This window comes from Sphingomonas sp. Leaf10 (assembly GCF_001421245.1).
GTDB lineage: Bacteria > Pseudomonadota > Alphaproteobacteria > Sphingomonadales > Sphingomonadaceae > Sphingomonas.
In genome coordinates, this window is sequence record NZ_LMKE01000032.1 from 25,661 (window position 1) to 43,646 (window position 17,986).

General features: G+C 67.0%; 17 protein-coding genes. 11 read left to right on the plus strand and 6 right to left on the minus strand.

The window, feature by feature from the left end:
* Positions 1–34: 34 nt before the first annotated feature.
* Complete coding sequence (locus ASE59_RS16380; RefSeq protein WP_235515818.1) at positions 35–874, minus strand: exonuclease domain-containing protein; 840 nt, start codon at positions 872–874, stop codon at positions 35–37.
* 51 nt (positions 875–925) lie between these two features.
* Here ASE59_RS16380 and ASE59_RS16385 point away from each other — a divergent pair, with 51 nt between their 5' ends.
* Entirely contained in the window at positions 926–1,729 is an 804-nt protein-coding gene (locus tag ASE59_RS16385) for a DUF2306 domain-containing protein (protein ID WP_056458798.1), read from the plus strand.
* Positions 1,730–1,736: 7 nt separating this feature from the next.
* Here the strand turns inward: ASE59_RS16385 and ASE59_RS16390 are convergent, their stop codons facing one another.
* Positions 1,737–2,339, minus strand: a complete 603-nt coding sequence (locus tag ASE59_RS16390) for a hypothetical protein (protein WP_056458800.1) — start codon at positions 2,337–2,339, stop codon at positions 1,737–1,739.
* 205 nt (positions 2,340–2,544) lie between these two features.
* On the opposite strand from ASE59_RS16390, the gene ASE59_RS16395 reads away from it, so the two are divergent.
* The 8 genes from ASE59_RS16395 to ASE59_RS16430 all read left to right on the plus strand — a co-directional run bounded on the left by ASE59_RS16395 (position 2,545) and on the right by ASE59_RS16430 (position 10,456).
* Complete coding sequence (locus tag ASE59_RS16395) at positions 2,545–3,045, plus strand: 2Fe-2S iron-sulfur cluster-binding protein (RefSeq protein WP_082458516.1); 501 nt, start codon at positions 2,545–2,547, stop codon at positions 3,043–3,045.
* Positions 3,042–4,031 (plus strand): FAD binding domain-containing protein, encoded by a 990-nt coding sequence (locus ASE59_RS16400; RefSeq protein WP_056458807.1) that lies wholly within the window; start codon positions 3,042–3,044, stop codon positions 4,029–4,031. The genes ASE59_RS16395 and ASE59_RS16400 overlap by 4 nt, the downstream gene beginning before the upstream one ends.
* Complete coding sequence (locus ASE59_RS16405; RefSeq protein WP_056458809.1) at positions 4,028–6,367, plus strand: xanthine dehydrogenase family protein molybdopterin-binding subunit; 2,340 nt, start codon at positions 4,028–4,030, stop codon at positions 6,365–6,367. Before ASE59_RS16400 ends, ASE59_RS16405 begins: the two co-directional genes overlap by 4 nt.
* Before the next feature lie 301 nt (positions 6,368–6,668).
* Positions 6,669–7,970, plus strand: a complete 1,302-nt coding sequence (locus tag ASE59_RS16410) for a cation:proton antiporter (protein ID WP_056458814.1) — start codon at positions 6,669–6,671, stop codon at positions 7,968–7,970.
* A 105-nt stretch (positions 7,971–8,075) separates the two neighbouring features.
* Positions 8,076–9,197: a DUF3182 family protein gene (locus ASE59_RS16415; RefSeq protein WP_056458818.1), complete on the plus strand. Its 1,122-nt coding sequence runs from the start codon at positions 8,076–8,078 to the stop codon at positions 9,195–9,197.
* The gene (locus ASE59_RS16420) at positions 9,194–9,952 is read left to right on the plus strand and encodes an alpha/beta hydrolase family protein (RefSeq protein ID WP_235515819.1); all 759 of its coding nucleotides are present in this window, start codon (positions 9,194–9,196) and stop codon (positions 9,950–9,952) included. The genes ASE59_RS16415 and ASE59_RS16420 overlap by 4 nt, the downstream gene beginning before the upstream one ends.
* An 88-nt stretch (positions 9,953–10,040) precedes the next feature.
* Entirely contained in the window at positions 10,041–10,241 is a 201-nt protein-coding gene (gene rpsU, locus ASE59_RS16425) for a 30S ribosomal protein S21 (protein ID WP_055997902.1), read from the plus strand.
* Between the two features lie 11 nt (positions 10,242–10,252).
* On the plus strand, positions 10,253–10,456 hold the full coding sequence (locus tag ASE59_RS16430) for a DUF5818 domain-containing protein (protein WP_056458821.1): 204 nt from the start codon (positions 10,253–10,255) through the stop codon (positions 10,454–10,456).
* A 39-nt stretch (positions 10,457–10,495) separates the two neighbouring features.
* Here ASE59_RS16430 and ASE59_RS16435 read toward each other — a convergent pair whose 3' ends face one another.
* On the minus strand, positions 10,496–12,079 hold the full coding sequence (locus ASE59_RS16435; protein WP_056458831.1) for a serralysin family metalloprotease: 1,584 nt from the start codon (positions 12,077–12,079) through the stop codon (positions 10,496–10,498).
* 249 nt (positions 12,080–12,328) lie between these two features.
* On the opposite strand from ASE59_RS16435, the gene ASE59_RS16440 reads away from it, so the two are divergent.
* Positions 12,329–12,664, plus strand: coding sequence for an AprI/Inh family metalloprotease inhibitor (locus ASE59_RS16440; RefSeq protein WP_056458834.1), 336 nt, complete (start codon positions 12,329–12,331; stop codon positions 12,662–12,664).
* Positions 12,665–12,874: 210 nt separating this feature from the next.
* On the opposite strand, the gene ASE59_RS16445 is transcribed toward ASE59_RS16440, so the two are convergent.
* Entirely contained in the window at positions 12,875–14,962 is a 2,088-nt protein-coding gene (locus ASE59_RS16445; protein WP_056458836.1) for a catalase, read from the minus strand.
* 87 nt (positions 14,963–15,049) lie between these two features.
* Entirely contained in the window at positions 15,050–16,981 is a 1,932-nt protein-coding gene (locus tag ASE59_RS16450) for a beta-N-acetylhexosaminidase family protein (RefSeq protein WP_056458837.1), read from the minus strand.
* Positions 16,982–17,083: 102 nt separating this feature from the next.
* Here ASE59_RS16450 and ASE59_RS16455 point away from each other — a divergent pair, with 102 nt between their 5' ends.
* Entirely contained in the window at positions 17,084–17,338 is a 255-nt protein-coding gene (locus ASE59_RS16455) for a hypothetical protein (protein ID WP_056458943.1), read from the plus strand.
* 55 nt (positions 17,339–17,393) lie between these two features.
* Here ASE59_RS16455 and ASE59_RS16460 read toward each other — a convergent pair whose 3' ends face one another.
* Positions 17,394–17,696, minus strand: a complete 303-nt coding sequence (locus ASE59_RS16460; RefSeq protein ID WP_056458846.1) for a hypothetical protein — start codon at positions 17,694–17,696, stop codon at positions 17,394–17,396.
* Between the last annotated feature and the right edge of the window lie 290 nt (positions 17,697–17,986).

Here is a 17,986-nt window from a genome sequence, read left to right on the forward strand (position 1 = left end):
CCCCGACCCCTCCCTTGTCAGGGAGGGGAGAGGCTCAGTTCACGAACGCCAAGCGCGCCAACAGTCCATCCTCCGCGACGATCTCGATCGCCGCCCCGGCGCGGTTCAGTTCCTCCGCGCGGCGGTAATCGGCATGGGCGTGGACGAAGCGGCCGAAGGTCTGGGCGTTGCCGATCACCAGCATCGTCGTGGTCGTGCCGACCCCGGCGACGATCCGCGCGCCGAGCGCGGCAAGCCGATGCGCGAGCGGGCCGTCGCGGGTCGCGCCGATCAGCGCGATACGCTGGCCCTGCAGCGGGCCGCTCCCGGCTGCCTTGGGCGCCGACCCGCGTTTGGGGGCGGGGGAGAGCAGCGTGGCGAGGTCGTGGCCGGTATGGGCCATAGCGCGGACGACGACCATGCCCGCCGCACGCGCGTCGCTGAGCGCATCGTGGTGCTTGTGGCGTAGTTTCAGGAATTTGGTCAGGATATTGAGCCGGTGGCTCGGCAATTCGGGCCAAGCGCGGCGCGCGACGCCGACGCTGTCGAGCCAGCGCGTCTCGATCGGGGGGAGGCCATGCTGTGCACAGGCGGCGGCCAGAGCGCTCTTGTCGAACGACGAATGCGCCACTGTCACCCGGCCGGTCAGGTAGCTGCCGACCGTCGCATGGATGTCGGCGAAATTGGGTTTGCCATAGACATGGTCGCTGGTGATGCCGTGGATGCGGATGTTCGAGGCGAAGAATTCATCGCAGGGGTCGAGCAGCGTTTCATAGGCGAAGACCTCCGCGCCGCCGGAAAAGCCGACGATACCGATCTGGCAGATGCTGCTGACGCGCGAACAGGCGGTTTCGACATCGACGACGACGAAATCGACGGGCGGAACGATAGGCACGGACACCGCGTCGCCATAGCATGACCGCGCCCGCCCGCGTAAGGTGGCGCGATGGAACGGACGGTGCGATGGGCGGCGGTGCTGCTGGTCGGTGTGACCTGGATCAGCGCGGCGCTGTTCGGGGCGTATATCGTCGCGTTTTTCGGCGGGGCGGCGCTGCGGGGGACGCCCGAGCAGTGGAATGAATCGCTGCCCGCGCTGTTCGATCGCGCCGGCCCGGTCGGCACGATGGCGATCGGCGCGCATTTCGTTGCGGGCGGGGTGTTGCTGCTGCTGGGACCGATGCAGCTGATCGCACGCCTTCGGACGGCGTGGCCGGGGCTGCATCGCTGGCTAGGGCGCATCTATGTCACTGCGGCGGCGGTGACCGGGGCAGGGGGGCTGGGCTTCATCGTCACGCGCGGTACGATCGGCGGGCCGGTGATGGATATCGGCTTCGGCCTGTACGGATTGCTCACCTGCGGCGCGGCGGTGCTGGCGTGGCAGCGGGCATGGACCGGGCGGATCGAGGCGCACCGGGCATGGGCGATCCGCCTGTTCGCGCTGGTCATTGCCTCGTGGCTGTATCGGATGGAATATGGCCTGTGGTTCCTGACCATGGGCAAGGCCGGGCACAGCAGCGATTTTCGCGGCGGCTTCGATGCGGTGATGGCGTTCGCCTTCTACCTACCCAATCTGGCGGTCGCCGAACTGTTCATCCGCGCCCGCCGCCGCCCGGCCCATGCGGCGCTGACGATCGGCGCGGTCGTGGTGCTCACCGCCACCAACCTGTTCATCGTGCTGGCGACATGGGTGTTCGTCACCCGCTTCTGGGGGCCGGGCTTCGTCAGCGGGGTGACCGGCGCGCCACTGTGACGCGCGATCAGTCGACCGGCGTGATCCGCGCTTCGAAAAACGCCCAGTTGCCGTCGCGATCCCAGAACTTCTCGCCCGAACCCCATGCCGACTGGATCGAGGCGAAGTCGCGCATCAGGAACATGATCGTCTCACGATGCCCTTCGGAAATGGTCATCACCTGGTTGTTCGCCGCCTGGATCTCGAATTCCGGATCGCCGGGCGGGAAGTCGTAGCAGTGGAGATCGACCTCGATCAGCATCGTCGCCGCCGGCGGATCGACGAGGCGGATCAGCACCTGCGGCCGTTCGACCGAATAGGAGGAGGGCATGTCCTTGCGAAAGATCAGGTCGAACGCGGCATACATATAATTGCCATCGGCGAACTGGCCCATGCCGACCGAACTGGGGCTGACATATTCGACCCAGCCCTTGCCGGGCACGATCGGCTGATCGGGGCGCAGCGTCAGCCACGGCGTATCGAGCTTATAGGGTTTGCGCGATCCCAGCAGCGCGGCGATCCGCGCGGCGCGCGTATCGCGCAGCACCGCGAGGCGGGCGGGATCGATCCGCATCCGCGAAGGATCGAAGCGCTTGCGGGTGAAGGTACGCAACAGCCTGGCATCGGGCATGGCGGTTTTCCTATGTTCGGTGGTGCGAGGCGGCGGCCTCGGCCAGCCTGAATCGGACCGTGCGCAGGATGCCGGGGAAGCGGCACGCCGGAAATACGCCATATCGGGTAGCGGTCCTTGGTGCCGACGGGACCGAAAATCGTCGCTTTTCAATTATTCGGGCTGTGATAGCCTGATGCGATCCAGCCATCGGACGGAGACAGGCGTGTCGCTCATCATCAACGGGGTGGCGGTCGCGCCGCCCGCCGATCCCCGCGTATCGCTGCTCGACCATCTGCGCGAGACGCTGCACCTGACCGGCACCAAGAAGGGCTGTAACCAGGGGGCGTGCGGGGCGTGCACCGTGCTGGCCGATGGCGAGCGCATCCTGTCGTGCCTGGCGTTGGCGGTACAATATGACGGGCGCTCGATCACCACGATCGAGGGGGTGGGGCAGGCGGGCGCGCTCCATCCGCTGCAACAGGCGTTCATTGAGCATGACGGGTTCCAGTGCGGGTACTGCACGCCCGGACAAATCTGTTCGGCGCTGGGGATGGTGGCAGAGGCGAAGCGTGGGGTTCCGAGCAACGTCACCGCCGACCTGACCGCCTCCGTGATGCTCGATCGCGGCGAGGTGCAGGAACGGATGAGCGGCAATCTGTGCCGCTGCGGCGCGCATAACGGCATCATCGACGCGATCCGCCAGAGCGTGGAGGCCGCGGCATGACCCCGTTCGACTATACCCGCGCGGACGATGTCGCGGCGGCGCTGCGCATGGGCGCGGGGCAGGGGACCGCATTTCTGGGCGGCGGTACCAATCTGGTCGACCTGATGCGCGAGACGGTGGCGCGTCCGGTGCGGCTGATCGATGTGAGCGGCCTGTCCGACACGATCGCCGAGACCGGGGACGGCGGCCTGCGCATCGGCGCGGGGGTGCGCAATACGGCGCTGGCCGAACATGCCGTGGTGCGCAGCCGCTATCCGATGCTCGCCCGCGCGATATTGGCGGGGGCGTCGGCGCAGATCCGCAACATGGCGACGGTCGGCGGCAACCTGCTGCAACGCACGCGCTGCACCTATTTCTACGACACCGACGGGTCGCGCTGTAACAAGCGGGTGGTCGGGTCGGGCTGCGACGCGCGGGGCGGGTTCAACCGCATCCATGCCGTGCTGGGCGCGTCGGAGGCGTGCGTCGCGACGCATCCGTCCGACATGTGCGTGGCGCTCGCCGCGCTCGACGCGGTAGTGCATGTCGCAGGGCCGGAGGGCACACGCACGATCGCGTTCGATACGTTCCACCGCCTGCCCGGCGACCGGCCCGATCTGGACACGGTGCTGGCGCCGGGTGAGTTGATCGTCGCGGTCGAACTGCTTGCCAGTCCGCTTGCTGCCCATTCGACCTATCGCAAGGTGCGCGATAGGGCGAGCTATGCCTTTGCCCTGATCTCGGTCGCAGCGGCGCTGTCGATCGAGGACGGTCGCATCGCCGATGTCCGCATCGCGTTCGGCGGCGTCGCGCACAAGCCGTGGCGGGCAGCGAAGGCGGAGGCGGCGCTGAAGGGACAGGTGCCCGACGACGCGGCGTTCCGCGCGGCGGCGGCGGCCGAGTTCGCCGATGCGCAACCGCTGCGTGATAACGGGTTTAAACCGGTGCTGGCCGAGCGCACGCTGGCGGCGGTGCTGGGCGAACTGGCGACGGGAGCAGCGGCATGAGCATCATCGACAGCGCCAAACAGACCGCACAGGGGCTGGTGATGGGTGCGCTCCAGAAACTGGTGCCGCTGGCCCCCGACAGCTGGATTCCGGGTGGCGTGCCCGACCCGCTGATCGCGCGCAAGCACGGGCTGATCGGGACGCCGGTGTCGCGGCTCGACGGGCCGCTGAAGGTGAGTGGCGGCGCGGCCTTCGCCGCCGAATACCGGTTCGACGACATGGTCTATGCCGCGCTCGCCTATGCGACGATCGCGCGCGGGCGGATCACCGCGATCGACAGCGCGGCGGCGGAGGCGGCGCCGGGCGTGGTGCTGGTGATGACCCATCGCAACGCGCCGCGCATGAAGACGCCGGCAATGTTCGGCACCTCGGGCAGCGCGGTCGGGCCGGATACCATCCCGATCTTTCAGGACGATCAGGTCCATTGGAACGGGCAGCCGATCGCGTGCGTGCTGGCCGAGACGCAGGAACAGGCCGATCATGCCGCATCGCTGCTGCGCTTCACCTATGCCGAACTGCCGGCGGTGACGACGCTGGCGGCGGCAAAGGCCAAGGGGGTCGAGCAGGGCCTGTTCATGGGACAGCCGCTGCGCAATGAAATTGGCGATGCCGAGGCGGCACTGGCTGCCGCCCCGCACAAGGTCGACCGCCGCTATACGACGCCGCGCCACAACCATAACCCGATCGAGCCGCACGCCGCGACGCTGGCATGGATCGACGGCGAACTGGTGATCCACGATGCCAGCCAGATGGTCGCGCAACAGGCGCAGACCATGGCCGAGGTGTTCGGGCTGAAGGCCGACAAGGTCCGGCTGACCTCCCCCTATGTCGGTGGCGGCTTCGGGTCGAAGGGGCTGTGGGAGCATCAGGTGATCGCCGCCGCCGCCGCGAAGCTGGCCGGGCGACCGGTGCGCATCGCCCTGTCGCGCGAGGGGGTGTACCGGGTGGTCGGCGGGCGGACGCTGACCGAACAGCGCGTGGCGATCGGCGCGGAAGCCGACGGGCGCTTCACGGCACTGATTCACATCGGCCTGTCGGTGATGACCCCGCACAATGCCATGCCCGAGCCGTTCATCCTCGGCACGCGGTCGGCCTATGCCGTGCCCAACATCGCGCTGAACGTCGAAGTGGCGCGGATGCAGATGCTCGCCAACACCTTCATGCGCGCGCCGGGCGAGGCGGTCGGCACGTTCGCGCTGGAATCGGCGATCGATGAACTGGCGGGCGAACTGGGCATCGATCCGGTCGAGCTGCGCATCCGGAACGAGCCGGACAAGGACCCGACCTCGGGCCTGCCCTTTTCCTCGCGCCATATCGTCACCGCGTGGCGGCAGGGGGCGGAACGCTTCGGGTGGCGCGACCGGCCGGAGACCGCGACCCGCCGCGAGGGCGAATGGCGGATCGGCATGGGCTGTGCGACCGGCACCTATCCCTATTACCGGATGCCGGGGGCCAAGGCGCGGTTGACGCTGACGCGCGACGGCGACGCGGTACGCGCTTATGTCGAGGTCGCGGCGGCGGAGATGGGCATGGGCACCGGCACGACGACCGCGATCGTCGCTGCCGAACGCCTCGGCCTGCCGCTCGACCGGGTCGAGGTCAGCTATGGCGACAGCGCCATTCCCGGCGCGATCATGGCCGGGGGATCGCAACAGACCGCCGCGATCGGCGCGGCGGTGATCGCCGCGCACAATGCGCTGACCGCGAAGCTGCTGAAACTGGCGGGCAACGACTCGTCGCTTGCCGGGCTGTCGGCGAAGGAGGTCGGCAGCGATAGCGGCGGCCTCGCCAGTCTCGAAGATCCGGCGCGGCGCGAAAGCTATGCCTCGATCCTGAAGCGCGCCGGGCGCGACAGCATCGAAGTGACCGAGGCGGGGTCGCCGCCGCTCGAATTCATGCACTGGTCGATGCATTCGCACAGCGCGCTGTTCTGCGAAGTGGGCGTGAACGACGTGACCGGCGAGGTGCGGGTGCGCCGGTTCCTCGGGTCGTTCGACTGCGGGCGCATCCTGAACCCGCGCACCGCCGCCAGCCAGTTTCGCGGCGGCATCGTCATGGGGCTGGGCATGGCGTTGATGGAGGAGACGCAGTTCGACGAACGCAACGGCCGGATCATGAACCCCAGCCTCGCCGAATATCATGTGCCGGTGCATCTCGACGTGCCGGAGATCGACGTGATCTGGACCGACATTCCCGATCCGCACACGCCCATGGGCGCGCATGGCATCGGCGAGATCGGCATCACCGGCGTCGCCGCGGCGGTGGCGAACGCGGTCCACAACGCGACCGGCCGCCGCATCCGCGACCTGCCGATCACGCTCGACAAGCTGTTGTAGAGCGCAATGACAACAGATGGAACCGTTCGTGCTGAGTAGGGGCTGAGCGAAGTCGAAGACCGGTATCGAAGCACCTACCTCGGACGGTCCTTCGATACGTCATTTCGACAAGCTCAACGGCTACTCAGGACAAACGGGTCAGGTTCAGGCTATCCGATTATTGCGGACGGGAAAACGGGAGCGAACCCAAAGGTTTGCCCCGCCCGGACCCGATGCGCGGCCGATCGCCGAAACAGGCTTGCCAGCGTGATCGAGTCCGGCGATGTCATGCCGGACAAGACGATATGGGCGGGAGGGGCCGATGGCGTTACCGGAACTGAGTGTCGCATTTTTCCTGCAGATCTTCGTCATCGTCGGCGCGTGCCGGCTGATGGGCTGGTTCGGGAAACGCTTTCTCGATCAGCCGCAGGTGGTGGGGGAGATGATCGCGGGCGTCGTGCTCGGCCCGTCGCTGCTCGGGCTGTTCGCACCCGACGTGCAGGCGGCGATCTTTCCGAAGGACGCCAAGCCGATCCTGTATGTCTGCGCGCAACTGGGCGTCGGGCTGTACATGTTCCTCGTCGGGCTGGGGTTCCGCACCGACCATTTCCGGCTGAACGCGAAGAGCGCCGTCGCGGTGTCGCTGTCGGGAATGGCAGCGCCCTTCCTGGTCGCGCTGGCGCTGACGCCGTGGCTGCTCAGCCTCGACCTGTTCGGGAAGGGGATTACCAGCCTTCAGGTCACGCTGTTCATGGGCGCGTGCATCTCGATCACCGCCTTTCCGATGCTGGCGCGGATCATCCATGAGCGCGGGCTGACCGGCACGCCGCTCGGATCGCTGTCGCTGTCGGCCGGCGCGATCGACGATGCCGGGGCGTGGGTCGTGCTGGCGATCGTGCTGGCGAGCTTTGGCGGCGGCAGCGAGGTCGCGATCAAGGCGATCGTCGGCGGCGGCGCGTTCGCGGCGTTCATGATCCTGCTGGGGCCAAGGGTGCTCGCCCCGTTGACGAAATGGGCCGATCGCGAGGGGCGGGTGACGCAGCCGATGCTGGCGGTCGTCGTCATGCTGTTCGGCCTCAGCGCCTGGGCGATGGATGCGGCGGGGATGCATTCGGTGTTCGGTGGCTTCCTGCTCGGCGTCGTCATGCCGCGCGGGGTGCTGACGCGCGAAGTGCGCAAGCAGGTCGAACCGTTCACCACCGCGCTGCTGGTGCCGATGTTCTTCGCCTATTCGGGGCTGAACACGCAGCTGACCATGGTCAACAGCTTCGACCTGATCGCGATCGCTGCGGTCATCCTGATCGGATCGATCGCGGCGAAGGGCGTGGCGTGCTGGGCCGCGGCGCGCGCGACCGGACAGGATAATGCGACGGCGATGGCGGTCGGGACGCTGATGAACGCACGCGGGCTGATGGAGCTGATCATCATCAATATCGGGTTGCAGAAGGGCATCATCGGCCCGGCGCTGTTTTCGATCCTGGTGATCATGGCGATCGTGACGACCTTGATGGCCTCCCCGCTGTTCGAAATTGTCTATGGCCGCAAGGCGCGGGCGGCGGGCGCGCTGGGCCAGTTGAACGAGGAGGAAACGCCGCCGGTCGACGCGCGGCCGTCGCGGATCTGACCGGCGCGGCTCGGGTCGTTACGGCTCGCGAAGTTGCGTGGAGCGCTGAACCGGTCGGCATCATGGCGCGTTGGCGCGACATTCCTCTGATGCAGGCGAAACGGTATGCTCCACGCTTCCGCTGTCGATCCGACCATGACGATCCTGCCGCTGCCGCCGGTGCGTATCGTCGCCGCGATGACCGATGCCGACCGCGCGACCGGCAACGTCCATGACCATGCGTCGCGCGCGGCGCTGCTCGACCGGATCGCCGCGTTGCTCGACGTGCCGGTCGGCGCGCCGGTCGATGATGCCACGCTGCACGTGCCCGGCGATGCGATCGAGACGGCGGAGGCGATGGCGGCGGGGATCCGCCGTGCCGACCGGATATTGGGCGGCGTCGTACCTGCCGCCTTCGTCGCGACCAAGGCGATTACCCACGGCCTGCTGCATCCCGATGCGCAATGCCCGCCGCTCTGGTCGCCGGCGATGGTCGAGCTGATGGGTGACGCGGCGCTGGCGGGCTATGCCGCTTTCAACCGCGAGGATGCGCTGGCGGCGGGCCGGCGGTTGCTGGCGCGCGGGCCGGTGCGGATCAAGGACGTGTGCGCCAAGGCCGGGCTGGGGCAGATCGTGGTCCATGACGACGCCGCGCTCGCCTATGCCCTGTCGCGCGAGGACGATGCGACGCTCGCCCGGCATGGTATCGTGTTGGAGGAAAACTTGACCGACGTGGTCACCTATAGCGTCGGTGTGATCGAACTGGGCGGCCGAACGATCAGCTATTGGGGCAGCCAGAACCTGACCCGCGATCATCTCGGGCGCGACGTCTATGGCGGGTCGGACCTGTATGTCGTGCGCGGCGGCGTCGATGCGCTTGCTGCCGAACCTTTGCCGCCGGCGATCGCTCGCGCGGTAGCCTGTGCGGGCACGTTCGACTGCGCGGCGCGGCTCGCCTATCCCGACCTGCTGCTGACCCGGCGTAACTATGACGTGATCGAGGGGACCGACGCGACGGGCGAACGGCGCATCGGCGTGCTCGAACAATCATGGCGCGTCGGCGGGGCAAGCGGCGCGGAGATCGCCGCATTCGAGGCGCTGCGCGACGAACCCGATACCCATGCCGTGCGGTGCTCGACCGTCGAGGTCTATGCCGAGATCGACCCGCCGACCGGTGCGACGCTCTATTATCGGGGCGTCGATCCCAAGGTCGGGGCGATGACCAAATATGCGGTGAGGCTGGCGTGAACGATCTGGAGACGCTGGACGAAGGGCGCGTGACGTTGCGCGTCGACGGGCAGAAGCTGACCGGCACGCTGATCGAGCCCGAGGCGCCGGTGCCGGGTTTCCTGTTCGTCCATGGCTGGGGCGGGGATCAGGCGGAGGATTTCGAGCAGGCGGAGGAACTGGCGCGATTGGGCTGCGTCTGCTTCACCTTCGACCTGCGTGGCCATGCCGGCAGCGACGCCGACCGCAACGAGGTGACGCGGCAGAACAGCCTCGACGATGTCGTCGCCGCCTATGACTATCTGGCGGCGCATCCGCTGATCGACGCGCAGGCCATCGGCGTGATCGGGACCAGCTATGGCGGCTATCTCTCCGCATTGCTGAGCGCCAAGCGGCCGATCCGCTGGATGGCGCTGCGGGTGCCGGCGCTCTACCCCGACGAGCATTGGGACACGCCGAAGGCGCTGCTCGATAAGGAGGTGGTGCGAGCCTATCGCCAGCAGCCGCAGGACGAGCGCGGCGACCGGGCGCTTGCCGCCTGTGCGGCGTTTCGCGGCGACGTGCTGATCGTCGAGTCCGAAAAAGACGAACAAATCCCGCGTGAGGCGATGCTGTCCTACCAGTCGGCGTTCCGCAACGCGAACTCGCTCAGCCACCGCATCCTGCATGGTGCTAGCCATGCGATGCGTGACCCGCGGCACCAGCGGACCTATACGACATTATTGCTGCACTGGATCGATGAAATGGTCCGTGCGAGCCGCAGGACCGATCCGTGATTGCCAAATGTAAGGCAATCGTAATAGGCGGTGCCGGATAGCCCGGCCGAATCCTGCCGAATCGAATCAACCTAGGACGTCGTACATCATGCAGATCATCGTTCGCGATAACAATGTCGATCAGGCGCTGCGAGCGCTCAAGAAGAAGCTCCAGCGCGAAGGCGTGTATCGCGAGATGAAGCTGCGCCGTCATTACGAGAAGCCGTCGGAAAAGCGCGCCCGCGAACGCGCCGCCGCGATCAGCCGCGCGCGCAAGGCCGACCGCAAGCGCGCCGAACGCGACCGCTGAGCCGGGCGGCGATGCCGGTCATCGGCACCCGCATCGACGAAAGCGGAACGCTGATCCGCGAGGGCGGTGCCTTTTACCTGCGGCGCGATCTGGGCGGGCGGTATCAGCTCGAACTGCATCGCACGCCGGTCGATGAAGTCGAAAAGCGGGTCCGACTGGTCGGCACGCTGGTCGGCGCCGATCTGGTCAACGCCGACAGCGTCACGCTCGCGTGAACCTGCCGGAGCCTGCGTCATGCCGGCCCCGGTGGTCGCTTACCAATACAGGTCGCTGCCGGACAGCGACCCCGTCAACGACAGCACGAAGTCGGCAACGCCATCGCCATTCTGGTCGAGGGACAGTATCGCCGTGCCGTTGCTGTTGGCGATCACCGCCTGCCCCGCGCGTCCGCTGAACTGCGACACCTGGGTAAACGCCTGATCGCCCGATACCGCCAAATTGGCATCGATCGCCGAAAGGTCGATCTTGTCGATGCCCGATGCGAAGTCGGTGATGCGGTCGGTGGCGTTCGCTGTCGAATCGCCGATCGCGGTGAATGCGAAGACGTCCGCCCCGCTGCCGCCGGTCAGCACGTCGGCACCGCCACCGCCGATCAACACGTCGTTGCCGGCATTGCCGAACAGCTGGTTGGCGACTTCGTTACCGATGATGCGGTCGGCACCCGACCCGCCGCGTGCATTCTCGATCGTCGCGCCCTGCGCGATGGCGACATTGCCCTTCAGCCCGCCGACGTCCGAGAAATTGCCGTCGTTCAGGTCGATGACCTGCGCGCTGCCATAGCCCGAAAAGTCGAACGTGTCGTTGCCACCGGCATCCCATGCGGCAAAGATCAGCGCCGAGTTGCCCGATAGTGCGGTGTAATAATCGCGCCCGGTATTGGAGTTGAACCCATAGACGGTATCGCCGGTGCGCGTCGTGTTGTTCGCACCGTATAGCCGCTGGATCGCGGCGATATCGTCGAGGAGCGGTGCGGCGGCATAGAACCCGCCCTGATCGCCGCCGGTATTGGTTTCCGACCAGTAGCTCATCACCGAATATTGCCGCGTATCCTCGTAATAGGAGGCGCTGTTGGCATAGGTCGGCGATCCGTTGCCGGCGTTGTAGTCTCCGGGATGGCCAAGGCCCAGTGCATGGCCGATCTCGTGGATCAGCACCTGCCCGCCATAGTTCAGATTGTCGGGCGCGCGATTGTAGCTGAGCGAGCTGTTGTACCAGCTGTCGCCGCCGACGCCGCTGCCGGGATAATAGGCGAAGGCCGCCGCGCCCGATGCGCCGCTCGAATAGTTGCCGAGCAGCATCTGCGCATTGTTGCTATAGCCATTGCCGCTGTCGACCCGGCGGAAGGTGACGCGCGCGACATCGGCCCATGCCAGGAACGCGATCTGCGCCTGTTCGATCTGGGCGTCGTTGAAGCGGGAGAAGCCCGACGTGCCGTTGGGCATCGACGTCGGGGCACTGGCACGGAAGGCATAGGTGACCTCCGCCGCCTGTCCCAGCGTCGAACCGTTCCATGTCTGGTTGGCGCGGCCGATCTGCGCCCCGGCTTCGCTGATCGTCAGCGACTGCTTGCCGTTCGGTCCGGCATCGCCGCGCTGATCGCCGTTCAGCGCCGCCTGCGGCTCGGTACCGGTGCCCTGGTCGGGCGCGCCGCCGTTCATGCAGCCCCAGCACTGGCACCCTTCCGCCGCCGCCGCCGTCTGCGACGACTGGTGCGACTGCCACGCGTCCCAGCCGAAGCCGAACGCGGCAACGGTAGCGGGCAACACGGCGGACAGCGTCGGTGCTGCGCCAATAGCCGGCAAGTCGATACCGCCGATCGCGGCGTTGCCATCACTCATCAATCGGTGCAATATCGATGTCGCGTCGGGTCCGTTCGGGCCGTCATAATATTGGTCGGATAGATTTCCGGAAAAGGGAGTTGTGGGATGCGCTACTGCCACGGATATTCTCCACACGATCGCCCCCCGACCGCATGGATCGGACGCGTATTTCGGTACGTTGGGGGAATGACTTTCAGCATCGCCCCATTGGTATTCTTTATCAATACGGCTGGCTGTGCAACGCTTGGTACGAAGGAAGACATTGGAATGGCGCAAACCCAGGACGAACCGACCCAATCGAGCGGTAGTGTGAGGATCGAAGAGCCGGAAACGCTCGCCGGACGCTGGGTGATCGCGACCGCGCAGGGCGATTGCGCGGTGGTCTTCACGTCCCGGCGGATCGATTCCGCCAATGCCTGGGCGGTCGAGGACGCGAGCGGTTGCCTTGCCGGGCTGGTGCCGGGCGTGGTCGGATGGCGGCCGGTACCCGACGGCATCGCGCTGGCATCCGCCGACCGCCGCACCGCCGTGTTGTTCGCGCGCGGTGCGGCGGGGTGGACGGCGACGCTACCGGGCGGCGCGGCGACACTGCGGCGGGGGTAGGGGCGAACTTAAAGCCGGTCCGCCCTGAAGCGATGCGCCACTTCGCTCCCCTCCCTGAAAGGGAGGAGGCTGGGGGTGGGTTGGTCAGCGAGGGAAGGCAACGTCGGCCAACCCACCCCAACCCTTCCCGCGTAACGGAGAAAAGGGTTGCGGCTGACCCGGTAGCCGGAAGGTCGATCAGGCCGGGATCCTCGATCCCGGTCCGATTCATCAAGCCAGCGTACGGACCTTCGGTTCGCGGTCCCAGTAACGCTTCTTCGCCGCGTCGACGAACGATGCGAGGTCGGTGACCCCTTCGTCGGGTTCGACGCCGGCCTTGTCGAGCAGCGGTTTGGCGGCGGCATTATGGCCGATCGCCTTCAGATGGCCGAACGCGTCCATCACCCACTGCACGGCGGCGCCCTCCTTGGTCAGCTTCTGCGCTGCTTCGTCCGACAGGATCACCGCACAGGCATCGACCGTGACCGATGGCTGGCCGAACAGCTGCGCATCGGCGGCGATGGTCGATCCGTCCGACAGCGGCACCTTGCCCACCTTCGGTGCGATCGTCATGGCATTGCCGCCCGCCGCCTTGACCGCATCCTTCAGCGCCTTCAACTCGCCGGGATCGGTGCCATCGGCGATCAGGATGCCGACGGTGCGACCCTCGAGGGTATGCTTTTCGAGCGGCCCGCGAATGATACGCAGCGCCGGCGAGGGTTCCATGTCGAGCACCGGTGCGGCGGTCGGCGACGCTTCGGGCAAGTCCATCGCGAGGCCATCGGCGACGCGGCTCGCCAAGCCTTCATCGACGTTGCGCAGATTAGCGAGCATCGCGGTGCGGATATGTTCGAGACTGACCTTCGACAGTTCGAACACGAGCGCGGAAGCGATATGCGCCTGTTCGGCCGGGTCCATCGAGCGGAAGAACAGCCGCGCCTGGCTGTAATGGTCGGCGAAACTTTCGGGACGGATACGCAGCTTCTGGCCCTGTTCCTCCGACGGGAAGGTCTTGTAGCCCTTGGTCGGATCCTCGCGCGCGCCGGCTTCCTCGCCGGCCTTCGCCAGGCTGTTCGGTTCGTAATTAGCGCGGCCCTTGGGCACCGCCATCTGCATGTGGCCGTCGCGCTGCTGGTTCATGAAGGGGCAGCCTGCCGCCGCCGCGCGGCCCTTGGCGCTGTTGATCGGCAACTGGTGGAAGTTGACCGATCCAAGGCGCGACAGCTGGGTGTCGGTGTAGCTGAACAGGCGGCCCTGCAGCAGCGGGTCGTTGGAGAAGCCGATGCCGGGCACGACATGGCTCGGCACGAACGCCGCCTGTTCGGTCTCGGCAAAGAAATTGTCGGGGTAGCGGTCGAGCACCATCCGTCCGACGATCCGCACCGGCAGCACTTCCTCGGGGATGATCTTGGTCGCGTCGAGCACGTCATAGGGCTGGCTGTTCGCGAATTCCTCGTCGAACAGCTGCACGCCCAACTCCCATGTCGGGAAATCGCCGCGGTCGATCCGTTCGAACAGGTCGCGGCGCTGGAAATCGGGGTCGGCACCGGCGATCTTCACCGTCTCGTCCCAGATCGTCGAGGCCAGACCCGCCTTGGGCTTCCAGTGGAACTTGACGAAGGTGCTCTTGCCCTCGGCATCGATGAAGCGGAAGGTGTGGACGCCGAACCCCTCCATATTCGCAAAGGTGCGCGGCAGCGTCCGGTCGCTCATCGCCCACATCACCATGTGGGTGGATTCGGGCATCAGCGAGATGAAGTCCCAGAAGGTATCATGGGCGGTCGCCGCCTGCGGATAGCCGCGATCTGCCTCCATCTTGGCGGCGTGGATCAGGTCGGGGAACTTGATCGCATCCTGGATGAAGAAGACCGGGATGTTGTTGCCGACCAGATCCCAATTGCCCTCGCGCGTGTAGAATTTCACCGCGAAGCCGCGCACGTCGCGCGGGGTGTCGACCGATCCCGATCCGCCCGCCACCGTCGAGAAGCGGACGAACACGTCGGTGCGCTGGCCTTTTTTCTGGAACAGGTCGGCGACGGTGATGTCGGACAGGCTGTCGGTACATTCGAAATAGCCGTGCGCCGCGCTGCCCCGGGCATGGACGATGCGTTCGGGAATCCGTTCGTGATCGAAATGGTTCATCTTCTCGCGGAAGACTTCATCCTCGATCAGGACGGGGCCGCGCGCGCCCGCCTTCAACTGGTTCTGGTTGTCCGACACTGGCGTGCCGTGGTTGGTGGTCAGCACCGGATGATCGGCATCGGTCACCTGATGCGTTTCGCCGCCGTTGCCGGGATTGCGCGTCGATAGGTCGGTCATGGCATTCCTTCTGGTTCGGAACGCCAACGGATCGCGACCGGGCAAGTTGCGGTGGATCGGGTGCTTTGTTCGAAATCGCCCGCCCGGTTACCGCGCGGGCGGCGGCGCGATCAACGTCGGCGCGTCGGCGACGAACCGGTCGAGCACGCCGTCGGCGATCCGCACCGGGCCATCGAAGCGGGTCGCGCCGGGGATCGAGCGGACCGCCGCCGCCTCACCCGCCAGTTTCCGCGCGTCGGCGAAATAGCGCGCGGCGGTGGCACTTCCCCGATCCGCCGCGTCGAGGCCGGCGGCGGTCAGTTGCAGCGCCCGGCCCCATAGCTGCATCGCATCGAGCCATGGCCGCGATTGCGCGACGAAACCCGGATCGACCAGCCCGGCGCGGATCAGGTCGGGGGCGGCGGCGAAGGCGTCGGCGCGTTCGGTCAGATCGGCGATCGCCCGCCGCCGCGCGGACGCGTCGCCATTGGCGATGGCATCACGGACTTGGTCGAACAGCGCCTTCAGCCGGGGCGCCTGTTCCTGCCATGGCTGGGTGCCGAAGGTCGGCGCCATATGCTGGGTATCGAAAAAGGTCAGCAGCGCCTGCGTCGCGCGTTCGTCGCCGCCCGCCAGATCGCGCGCGGTCGTGACCCATGTCCCCTCGGCATCATAGTCGCGGTCGTTCCACGCGAAGGCGGCGACCCCGGCCACCGCGACGCGGCTCGGCGCCTCCTGATTCATCGGGTTCGACAGGATGCCGGTCAGTTCGCCCGACAGACCCGCCTGACGCCGTGTATAGGGGGCGAGCAGCAGCCGCCCGGTCGTCTGCGCATAGTCGTTGACCGGATAATTGTCCCACAGCAGCGTCTTGCGCCCGAACGCCTTGGTCGCGGCCTTCGCATCGGGGATCGAGATGGCGGGGGGCACGACGTCGGTCCCGGTCCATTGCACGACGATGCGCGGGTCGAGATCCTTGCGCAGCGCCGCCTTGTACGGGCTGTCCTTCGCATCATAATATTCGGTCGGCACCATGATCAGCGGGCGCGCGGCGGGCAGCTTCGCGGTCAAATAGGCCTGTACCCCGTTCAGGAAACGCGCCTGCGCGACACCGGCCGCCTGCGGCCCGGACGGGCCGAACGTCGCCTTGTCCGCCTCGCAATTCCATTTGGCATATTCGATATCGTCGAGCGCGACATAGAAGCTGGTGATGCCGATGCCGCGCAGCGCGTCGAACTTGCGCTCCAGCGCCTGTGCGTCGGCGGGATCGGCGAAACACACGGTCGGCCCGGGCGAGATCGCATAGACGAAATCGATATGGTTGCGCCGCGCGGTCGCGGCGAGCGTGCCGAGTGCACCCAGCGTCGCCGCCGGATACGCCTCGCGCCAGCGATCGCGGGCATAGGGATCGTCCTTCGGCGAATAGACATAGGTGTTTGCCTTGACCGTCGCGAGGAAGTTCAAATGGTCGGTGCGCTCGGCCATCGACCATGGCTTGCCGTAGAAGCCCTCGATCGTGCCGCGGATCGGCATCGCCGGATGGTCGGCGATCACCATCGCCGGAATGCGCCCGCGCTTCGCCAGTTGCCGGAAGGTCTGCACCGCGTGGAACAGCCCGTCGGTGTCGCGACCGGCCAGCGTCACGACGCCGCTGTCGCCGACCACGCTGCTGGCGATGGCATAGCCCTCACGCTGGGTCGGGAGCGTCGCCTTGCTACGGGCGAGCGCGCTCTGGACCACGCCGCTGTCGCCGACGCCGATGACGATATGCGGCCGGTCGATCGTCGCGGGCAGGCGGCGGGCGGTGGCGATCGTATCGACGCCGGCGGCGGTCAGTATCTGTCGGACCAGCGCCGCCGTCTGTGCATCGGTGTCGGCGCCTTCGACCAGCACCACCGATCGGCCGAGTGCGACCGCACCGCCGGTCGCGGTGATCGACACCGGGGCGGGGACCAGCATCGGCAGCGTCACCGGTTCGGCCGAGGCAGCGGTGGCGGCAAGGCTCGCCAGGGCGATCGGCAGGAAGGGGCGTCGGATCATGGCGGTCTCGCAAGCGGCAGGGTGGGGTCGCGCCACGGAGTGGCGGGTTTCGGCGCGAACGGCAAGCGTGACGAGGGCGCGCATGGCGGCTATGCGGCGGCGATGGCCCGTAAGAAGCGTATCCTGACCGCGACGATGGCCGATGGCTGGGTCAAGACGATCGGCCCGACCAATGCCCCGTTCACCCATTTCTGGCGGATCGTCGCGACGCTGGAAAACGGCAAGACCGAAGTGTTCTGGGGCCATGCCGCGTCGCTGAAGGAAGCCAATGGCAAGCGCGTCGCGACGCAGGAGGCCGCACGGCAACGCGGCTGGCGCGACTATGCGTTCGAGGTCGTCGCGCTGGTCGAGGAATAGGGGCGGGGAGGCCCGTTGCCTCTCCGCCCCGTCCCCCGGTGATGACGCCGCCCGATCAGCGGCCGGCAAGGGCCGCGTCGAGGTCGACGCCGGCGGCCTGCCAATCGGTGCGGGTTTTGCAAACGCGCGGGGTGATGCGCGAGCCGACCCGTTCGACGCGAAAGCAGTAGCGGGCGTTCGGTGCGGCCTTGTAGGCAGCGGCGGCAGGACCGGCGGCGAGCGTCACGGTCAGCGGCAATGCAGAAACGGTCGCGGCGACGGGGCTGGGCGCCGGGGCGGCATTGGGTTCGGCGGCATGGGCCGAGGTGGTGGCAACCAGGCCGAGGACGATCGAAGCGGCGAAGCGAATGGCGGTCATGGTGAAGTCTCCCTGTGCAATCCGGTGTGTTCCGGTGTTGCCAGCTACTTTGCAGCGACCGTGCCAGTTCTAAGAAATGTCGGAAATCCGTGGGTTTTGCGGTGGGAGCCTAGAGCAATCGTGTGATTTGCTACCAAAGAGCGGTGTAATTCACCATGATTTGGGAAGGCTTTGGAGGTCGGTCAAAATTATGGATCGCGCAGACATCCCCCCTCCCTGACAAAGGAGGGGTCGGGGGTGGGTCGGCCCGTTGGTGAGCGGCACCTTCCCTCTCAGGCCGACCCACCCCC

Coding starts and splice junctions, on each gene's coding strand:
- ASE59_RS16385 (WP_056458798.1), top strand. CDS start 926: ATGGAACGGACGGTGCGATGGGCGGCGGTGCTGCTGGTCGGTGTGACC.
- ASE59_RS16390 (WP_056458800.1), bottom strand. CDS start 2,339: ATGCCCGATGCCAGGCTGTTGCGTACCTTCACCCGCAAGCGCTTCGAT.
- ASE59_RS16400 (WP_056458807.1), top strand. CDS start 3,042: ATGACCCCGTTCGACTATACCCGCGCGGACGATGTCGCGGCGGCGCTG.
- ASE59_RS16405 (WP_056458809.1), top strand. CDS start 4,028: ATGAGCATCATCGACAGCGCCAAACAGACCGCACAGGGGCTGGTGATG.
- ASE59_RS16410 (WP_056458814.1), top strand. CDS start 6,669: ATGGCGTTACCGGAACTGAGTGTCGCATTTTTCCTGCAGATCTTCGTC.
- ASE59_RS16415 (WP_056458818.1), top strand. CDS start 8,076: ATGCTCCACGCTTCCGCTGTCGATCCGACCATGACGATCCTGCCGCTG.
- rpsU (WP_055997902.1), top strand. CDS start 10,041: ATGCAGATCATCGTTCGCGATAACAATGTCGATCAGGCGCTGCGAGCG.
- ASE59_RS16430 (WP_056458821.1), top strand. CDS start 10,253: ATGCCGGTCATCGGCACCCGCATCGACGAAAGCGGAACGCTGATCCGC.
- ASE59_RS16435 (WP_056458831.1), bottom strand. CDS start 12,079: ATGAGTGATGGCAACGCCGCGATCGGCGGTATCGACTTGCCGGCTATT.
- ASE59_RS16440 (WP_056458834.1), top strand. CDS start 12,329: ATGGCGCAAACCCAGGACGAACCGACCCAATCGAGCGGTAGTGTGAGG.
- ASE59_RS16445 (WP_056458836.1), bottom strand. CDS start 14,962: ATGACCGACCTATCGACGCGCAATCCCGGCAACGGCGGCGAAACGCAT.
- ASE59_RS16450 (WP_056458837.1), bottom strand. CDS start 16,981: ATGATCCGACGCCCCTTCCTGCCGATCGCCCTGGCGAGCCTTGCCGCC.
- ASE59_RS16455 (WP_056458943.1), top strand. CDS start 17,084: ATGGCCCGTAAGAAGCGTATCCTGACCGCGACGATGGCCGATGGCTGG.
- ASE59_RS16460 (WP_056458846.1), bottom strand. CDS start 17,696: ATGACCGCCATTCGCTTCGCCGCTTCGATCGTCCTCGGCCTGGTTGCC.